6 protein-coding genes are annotated in these 8374 nt (G+C 42.3%); 3 read left to right on the top strand and 3 right to left on the bottom strand.

Annotated elements, in window-relative coordinates:
• Window positions 1-169 precede the first annotated feature (169 nt).
• A complete protein-coding gene (locus tag V7K42_RS03960; protein WP_334913739.1) occupies window positions 170-598 on the top strand; it encodes a hypothetical protein in 429 nt (142 codons plus the stop codon).
• A 246-nt stretch (window positions 599-844) separates the two neighbouring features.
• On the opposite strand, the gene V7K42_RS03955 is transcribed toward V7K42_RS03960, so the two are convergent.
• The 3 genes from V7K42_RS03955 to lpdA form a co-directional block, all read right to left on the bottom strand.
• Window positions 845-1096: a DUF5340 domain-containing protein gene (locus V7K42_RS03955; protein ID WP_094344272.1), complete on the bottom strand. Its 252-nt coding sequence runs from the start codon at window positions 1094-1096 to the stop codon at window positions 845-847.
• 224 nt (window positions 1097-1320) lie between these two features.
• Window positions 1321-2211 (bottom strand): indole-3-glycerol phosphate synthase TrpC, encoded by an 891-nt coding sequence (gene trpC / locus V7K42_RS03950; protein ID WP_334913738.1) that lies wholly within the window; start codon window positions 2209-2211, stop codon window positions 1321-1323.
• 97 nt (window positions 2212-2308) lie between these two features.
• Window positions 2309-3733, bottom strand: a complete 1425-nt coding sequence (gene lpdA / locus V7K42_RS03945; protein ID WP_334913736.1) for a dihydrolipoyl dehydrogenase — start codon at window positions 3731-3733, stop codon at window positions 2309-2311.
• A gap of 428 nt (window positions 3734-4161) precedes the next feature.
• On the opposite strand from lpdA, the gene V7K42_RS03940 reads away from it, so the two are divergent.
• Together V7K42_RS03940 and V7K42_RS03935 are read left to right on the top strand one after the other, a co-directional pair.
• Entirely contained in the window at window positions 4162-5937 is a 1776-nt protein-coding gene (locus V7K42_RS03940) for an SWIM zinc finger family protein (RefSeq protein ID WP_334913743.1), read from the top strand.
• A gap of 174 nt (window positions 5938-6111) precedes the next feature.
• Window positions 6112-7893, top strand: coding sequence for a ShlB/FhaC/HecB family hemolysin secretion/activation protein (locus V7K42_RS03935; protein ID WP_334913741.1), 1782 nt, complete (start codon window positions 6112-6114; stop codon window positions 7891-7893).
• Window positions 7894-8374 lie beyond the last annotated feature (481 nt).

Genomic DNA, 8374 nt, shown 5'->3' with positions numbered 1-8374 from the left:
ACTCAAATTCCTTAATCTATATATTCTCACAACGAAAAAGTATCACTTAAATTTGCCCTGTAGATAGAGGAATATCCTGAGCCAAATTGGTATACTTAAAAATTTGAGTGGTAATAAGCTTTGACTATAATTAAGATACTAAGTTGTTATTTTTACAAACCTTAGCAGTATGAATGTGGAATTTTTTAGCAGGATTCCTTTGATGCCTTTAGTATTACTATGGCTAGCTTACACCCTTCTGGGATGGTATCTTGCTGCTAATCATATTGTTTGGTTAGTGGGAGCTTTTGTTGCTGCTATGGTTTTAGCTATAGTGCGAAAGAGTACTTCTTGGTTAGAGCGTTTTGTAGAATTTGGTTCTCAAACTTTAGCTGTTGTATTATTTTTAAGTATATCAATTGCTTTTGTCGCAACTTGGTCGCTATTATTAAGGCTTTTTATCATCCCCTTCGCGACTACACTTTTGGCTGATTGGGAAATGCGCTTTTCTGGCTTCAACAAACTAGATTCATTTTGGATATTAACAGTTTTAGCAGTATTTGGTTTGGTCGTGGGCGAATTAATAGATATTTTACTTTTCCCCAGTAGCAGATATTAAAGATAAGAAGAGATTTATATTATTTATTAAGTAGTGCTTTACAGATGTGGGCCACTACTTAATGTGAAGTGTTAGAGGATATTTTAAACTTTTTAAATCACACCCCAAGCTGTGCATTTTGGAGTCAGGTAAGTGCGGCGGAACTTTTGAGTACTGGGACTTTAATACACAGAGACATCTTCTGATAATAGTAAGCTATCTTAACAAAGATGCAAAATTTAAAGTTTAGATATTAAGTTATTAGCTTCAATCGGGGGCAACAACTTTACTATCCTTCTGATGGTTAATTGACCAACGGTGATCGACAGTCACAGAGGTAAACTCGCAAATTTCTTCTAGTCGCTTTTGTTGCACCGCAGCTTTACGCAGAGTGATAATTAGTTGATTTACCTGATGTCGTAAATCTGGATTATCATTTACTGCTAACATAGTTTGTCTTTCTAAAAGTTGAAGTATAAGTTCGTAGTGAATAGGTGAAGGTAGAGGAATTTGCTCCATGAAGTTCAATTTTGATTTCATATCTGGAATTTTGTATTAGTCAAATTTTATCTCTTGTAAATGAATTGTTACATACTAAATAACTAGTTGCTTATGCTTTAATTTGATTAGCGATGAAGATTTGGCAAAGAATTTATAATACTTGATAGTAAAGTACTGCGTATCTACGCATAGTATGCCTCATTAGTTGCCCTGCACTAAGAAGTACAGGGGAGGTGTTGATTTCAGAAATTCCTCGGCAAGATATGGCCTATGGCAGCGCCGGGATCTGGTTGTTTTACCAAAGATTCTCCAATTAGTACAGCAGATGCACCTGCTGTAAGCACTAAACTCAAATCATCTGGGTTGTGTAGTCCTGACTCACTGACAACAAGGATGTTTTTCTCCTGCAATTGGCTACCTCTTGCAGCTAAAAGTTGGCAAGTAGTTTGCAGATCAACAGAGAAATCTTCCAAATTGCGATTATTGATTCCTACCAAAGAGACCCCATCCAAGGCTAACACACGGTCAAGTTCTGCCAAGCTATGGACTTCAATCAAGGCTGCCATTTTCAAGTTGTTAGCAATTTTGAGGAAGTATTTCAAATCTTGATCGCTCAGGATAGCTGCAATCAATAAAATAGCATCTGCACCATGAATCCGCGCTAAGTATATCTGGTAAGCATAAATGATAAATTCTTTGCATAATAAGGGCAAATCTACGGCAGCCCGAATTTTGGCCAAGTTTTCAAAACTACCTTGAAAGAACTTGACATCGGTTAGCACCGAAAGACAACTAGCTTTGCCTCGCTGATAAGATTGGGCGATCGCTACTGGGTCAAAATCTTCTCGGAAAACGCCTTTGCTAGGTGAAGCTTTTTTAACTTCGGCAATCAATGCTGGTTTAGTTTTACCTTCGCGCAAAGCGGCGATAAAATCACGAGTTGGCGGCGCAGTCAGTACCTGCTTCCGCAATTCTTGCAAAGGAACTTTTTCCCGCATCAGGTCATATTCTACTTCTTTCTGCCAGACAATTTCTTCTAAGATGTTGTTTGGCGCGGCATTTGGCACGGCTACCTGATAACGTAATATGGATACGGCAATAGCTGGGTTAGGTGAACGACGGCGGATTTGCATAATTAGTCATTGGTCATTGGTCATGGGTCATGGGTCATTAGTCATTGGTCATTTGTCCTTGTTTATTGACAAAGGACAAATGACAGAGGACAAGTGACTAAATAGCTCGTTTATAAGCTTCGTCTAAGACTTCAGAGAGTGTTGGGTGGGCATGAACTAGATGCGCGAGGCTTTGGACGGATTGACGGTTTGCGATCGCAGCTGACGCTTCATGGATTAAGTCTGAGGCGTGCAGTCCGAAAATGTGAACGCCTAAGACTTCTCCTGTATCTTTGCGATATATCACCTTGGCAATACCGTCGGCTTCATTTTCTGCCAACGCTTTGGAATTCCCTTTGAAGTAACTCCGACTTGTGCCAACTTCAAACCCTTCGGTTTGTCCTAATTCCTTCGCTGCGGTTTCTGTTAAACCTACATAGCTGACTTCTGGGTGGGTAAAAGCTGCTGCGGGGATGCTGCGATAGTCTACTATTCTTTCCCTCCCAATTATATTTTCTACCGCGATGATGCCTTGAGCAGAAGCCGCATGTGCTAACATCATCTTTCCATTAGCATCGCCAATTGCCCAGACATTTGGTACTACTTCACCGCCTGATAGTACTGCCATGCGATCGTCAACTGGGATAAAATTCCGCCGATCGAGTTCTATACCCACAGACTCCAAACCAAGATTTTTGGTCGCGGGGATGCGTCCTGTAGCCACCAAGCAAGCATCTACTTCGATGACATCTACATCTTCTTTAGTTTTGAAATCTGCTAACTCAATTACCACAGGCGAACCAGGGGTGACTTTTTTAGCGTATATCCCGACTTTCGTTTCAATATCGCGGGGAGTAATCAGCACTCGTTCGGCAAGTTTGGCAATATCGCGGTCAAATCCTGGCATTAACTGATCTAAAGCTTCAATCAAGGTGATTTCACAACCCAAAGCTGAGTAAACATCAGAAAATTCCAAGCCGATGTAACCACTACCAATAATCGCTACCCAGTCTGGTAACGACTCCAACTTTACACCTTGGTCGCTGGTAAAGACAGTTTTGCCATCTATTTCAATCCCTGGAGGTACAAAAGGAATTGAACCAGGCGAAAGGATAATATCTTTGGCTGTAATGGTTTTTTCGCCACCGTCTCCGGTTACAGAGACTTTTTGCGCCCCAGCGATTTTTCCCCAACCCCTGATGATATCGACTCCTAGACGTTTGAGGCTGTTGGTTAAGTCCCCTTGAATTTTCGAGACGAGATTATTAGCATGATTAGCGATCGCTTGGCGATCGAATTCCACGTTACCAATTTGAATTCCCAGCGATTTGAGGTGGTGGGCATCGCGTAACTCCCGCACTCGCCCAGATGCCGCCAGCAGTGCTTTAGAAGGAATACAGCCCCGATTAACACAGGTTCCTCCCATATCAGCAGCTTCAATAATCGCTGTTTTCAAACCACAACTTACGGCGTGTAAGGCTGCACCATGTCCGCCTACACCAGCGCCGATAATGACTAAATCGTAATCAAATCCTTGACTCACGTTAGGTTCCCCGTCTGCTTCGCCTATTTATTCTCAACTTGACCGACAATCAGCGCAACCCCTTTAACAGTTATCAGTTATCAGTTGTCAGTTTCGTTGCTGGGTTTAAGCCCCCAGCATCCAATTATCAGTGAATACTGGAAACTGTTAACTGATTTTAAATCCCCTACCATCTGCCTGATAACTATTTACTGATTTAACGTTCGGGTGTTGCTTACTTCAATTATGATTCACTAACTTCTGGCGAAAAGATGGATGTTTTCAGTAATTATAGTCAAATCTAGATACTTATTTTTTTTATCCTTTAAAGGGACTAGGGACTGGGGGACTGGGGACTGAGGAATTGACAAATGACTTTACAGCACGATCGCCTAACACCTAAGCTTGATTTAGGATTCATCCAGAGGATTTACACAGGCGATCGCTCGATGTCTATTCCCCAAATTACTGAATTTACTATCCGCCGTCATGCTAACGCCAAATCTTTCCAACGCGGCGAAGCATACTATGAGGCTGGTGCTGTCAATGCTGTTACCCAACGCGGTCATATCCTTCAGGCTGAAGTTGCAGGGACTGAAGCTAGACCTTATCATGTCAATCTGAGTTTCGATAACAGTGGGTTAACCTCAGCAAACTGCACCTGTGCTTACGACTTTGACGGGTGGTGCAAACACATTGTAGCGACGATGCTCGTCTGTGCGCGTAATTCAGAATATATTGAGCAGCGCCCCACCCTAGAACAACTACTCGATCGCTTGGATCTTATCCAAACTCAAAGGCTGCTACAAGAGTTGGTAAAAGAAGATCCACCATTAATTGAGGCAATTGACCGTCATGTAGGTTGGATGACGAATCCTATTGTCGAGCAAACAACCATAAAATCTGTGCGCCGCCTTACTATCGATCCGGCTGCTTTTCGGCGACAAGTCCGGCAGATTATTCGAGATGCTGTCCGCTACTTTGAGGAGGGGTGTGAAGAAGATCCGATTGCCGAAGATTTACTGAGTGTGGTGCAAACTGCGGTAGATTTTAGCGAACGGGGAGAAGGTGAAAATGCGATCGCTATTTTAGAGGCGATTACCTTTACCTGTGTGAAAAATTGGGACGATATTGCCGATTACGGTGCTGAAAATGATGAAATTGTTGACGAATTAAATCAGGCTTGGTGTGAAGCAATTCTTACTACTGAACTCACTCCCGAAGAAAAAGTTGATATTCAAATAAATTTGGAAGCTTGGCAAGATGAGTGGAATGCTGATTTTGGCTTAGTTATGGAAGCTTTACGCCAAGGTTGGGATTATCCACCATTGCTACAAGTTCTCCAAGGTAATATTACTGAAAGGGGAGCTTGGGAAGAAGATGTGCCAGACTATGCAGATGATTTGGCACTAATTCGGCTAAAAATCCTTGAAGGCCAGGAACGCTATCAAGAATACTTGTATTTAGCAGAAGCTGAAGGGCAAACGCAGCAGTATCTGACAATGTTAGGGCGTTTGGGCAGAGTGGAAGAAGCAATTGATGCTGCTCAAACCCAGATGAACTCAATGGAAGAGGCTTTTGCTCTAGCGAAAACACTCAGCGTTCAAGGAGCATTACAGCAAGCACTAGATATAGCCCAGAGTGGCTTAAATTTACCAGGTAATTGTCAGTATGAATTAGGAATTTGGACAAGTGATTTAGCTGTTGAGTTGGGTAATAGTGAAGCTGCTTTATTAGCAATCAAGGCGGCTTTTCAAGTCAAGCCCTCTTTTGTTGACTACGAAAGGATGGCAGAATTGGCTGGGGAAAACTGGGAAACAGTTAAAACAGACCTGCTAAGAATTGTCCGTACTTCTAGTGGTTGGGGAACAGAATCAGCCAAAGTAGATATATTCTTGCATGAGGGGCTAATTGATGATGCAATAGCGATCGCTAGCGAACTCAGTTCTTATAATTCCGAGTTGATTCATCGCGTCATGAATGCTGCTATCCCTCATAATCCTAGTTGGGTGATTGCTAATGCGCGTCGCCGTGCCGAAAAGATTATGGATGCAGGTAAAGCCGAATACTACTACTACGCAGTTGAATGGTTGAAAAAGGCACGTACCGCCTATTTAGAATCTGGGAAGAAAGCTGATTGGTTAAGCTATCGGCAAAACTTGATGCAAACCCACGCTCGTAAACGTAAATTAATGGGAATGTTCCAGCAAAGGGATATGGATTGACACTCTGCGGTCTGAATAATTGATGCTTTGAAGTCTGCAATCACCAAATTATTTCGCTTTTAAATTTAGATTTGCTCAAGATATCAACTTTAGCAACAAAAGATGAAGTAAGATTCACATCTGAGGTAGTTTCCGTATAATCCCATAGTTACTGACAAAAAATAGTCCAGTGTGATGATTAATAAATATCCTCAGAATCTTATAACGTCCCAGTTACCACTGCTTATATTACTCAGCAGCATATCTTCTAGTCCACTGAAAGCTCAGGCTGTTGATACAACACAATTACCAACTAGTAATTTTATCCTGTCACAACAACTACCACCACCACGAGATTTACAACCACCCATACCTTCGCCACGTCCTTCACCAGAACTACCACAGCAACTTCCCCCACCAGCAGAACTATTTCCCCCCTCTGTCCCCACTCCCACACCTGATGAACCACCACTTGGCAACTTTCCTCAAACTATTGTTGTAGAACGGTTTGAAGTTCTTGGTAGCACAGTCTTCAGTCCCAAAGAGTTAGCCCTCGCCACTGCTGAATTTACCAAACGACCAATCTCGCTGACTGAAGTGTATCAAGCACGTTCTAAAATTACCGAGCTATATGTCAGAAATGGTTACATTACTTCTGGTGCATATATTCCACCCCAAACAATCCAATCCGGTGTTGTCAAAATTCAGGTGGTTGAAGGTAAATTAGAAGATATTCAGGTAACTGGAACTCGGCGGTTGAATCCAAATTATGTCCGTAGCCGCCTAGCAATAGCGACATCAGCACCTCTGAATCGCCAACGTCTACTACAAGCACTGCAACTATTGCAACTGAATCCTTTGATTCAAAACGTGTCAGCTGAACTATCAGCAGGATCGCGGACAGGTTCGAGTCTTTTAGAAGTCAAGGTTAGTGAGGCAAAAACCTTTAGTAGCCAAATAGTTCTTGATAATGGGCGATCGCCTAGTGTTGGCAGTTTTCGCCGTGGATTAAGATTGAATGAAGGCAACTTATTGGGATTAGGGGATTCTTTAGGTGTTGCTTACACTAATACCGATGGTAGCAATTCCTTTGACGCAAGCTACACATTACCACTCAATCCCCGCAATGGGACACTGACTTTCAACTATGGCACTACGTCGAGTAATGTCATTGAACCTCCTTTCAACGTTTTAGATATCGAATCGGCTTCTCGCTATTACGAAGTAACATTCCGCCAGCCCATAGTTCAAACTCCTACCCAAGAATTTGCTCTGGGATTGACAGCCTCTCGCCGGGAAAGTGAAGCCTCTTATAGCCCTTTGGGAGAACAACTACCTTTCCCCGGTTTAGGTGCTGATGAACAGGGACGCACAAAGGTATCTGCATTCAGATTTTTTCAAGAGTGGACGAGTCGTAACAGTCGCGAAGTCATCGCCATCCGATCTCAATTTAGCTTGGGCATAGATGTATTGAATCCCACGATTAATCAAAATGCTCCCGATGGGCGTTTTTTTGCTTGGCAAGGACAAGCACAGTGGATACGCCTTTTAGCTCCTGAAACCTTACTGTTACTTCGTTTAAACACACAACTTGCATCTAGAACACTTTTGCCTTTAGAGCAATTTGGCTTAGGTGGGCAAGATAGCATTCGGGGCTATCGTCAAGATTACCTGCTAACGGATAACGGCACTTTTGTCTCTGCGGAAGTTCAAGTACCAATTCTGCGCTTACCTCAAATAGATAGTACTTTACAGGTTGTCCCCTTTGCAGATTTTGGTATTGGCTGGAATAGTTCGGGTAGAGAGAATCCCAACCATAATACTTTAGCTGCTGTTGGTTTGGGGTTGCGTTGGACACAGGGCGATCGCTTCACCGTTCGTCTTGACTGGGGCGTTCCTTTAATATCTGTTGACTCAAATGACAGAACATTACAAGAAAATGGTCTGTATTTCAGTTTACTCTATAATCCTTTTTAAAATTTAGGTGTTAGAAATAGTTTATTTTCCTTCCTTGATATCCGATAAGCTACACCAATGGCGGATTCCAGCCATTGAAAAATAAAAATAACACGGTTATTTATATAATTTGGAGTTTCCCCACTCCAAATAAAAATCCGTAAATACACTATGTATTCTATTCAGTGTTTGAGCTGATTCTGGGTATCCTAAAAAAGAGAAGGTTGGGTTATATAGACGAAGGGACAAAGTTTATAACTTATCTCTGGGATTTCGATTTAAAAATATTCCAACCAGTAGTCATAGTTGTAGGGGAGCAATGCGATTTTGTGAGGTGAGTAAGCAGGGGAGGCAGGGGAGGCAGGGGAGGCAGGGGGAGAGAAACAATTTAAGTATATCTTTTAGTTTTTAGTAGTAAAACATACTAAAGTTTTTTCTTTACTCCCCCTGCTCCCCCTGCCTCCCCTGCTCCCCCTGCTCATTAGACGATGATCTCACTTTT

It is taken from the genome of Nostoc sp. (assembly GCF_036917455.1).
Taxonomy (GTDB): Bacteria; Cyanobacteriota; Cyanobacteriia; order Cyanobacteriales; family Nostocaceae; genus Nostoc.
Note: the sequence above shows the minus strand (reverse complement) of the source record. Positions and strands in the feature narration are given on the sequence as shown.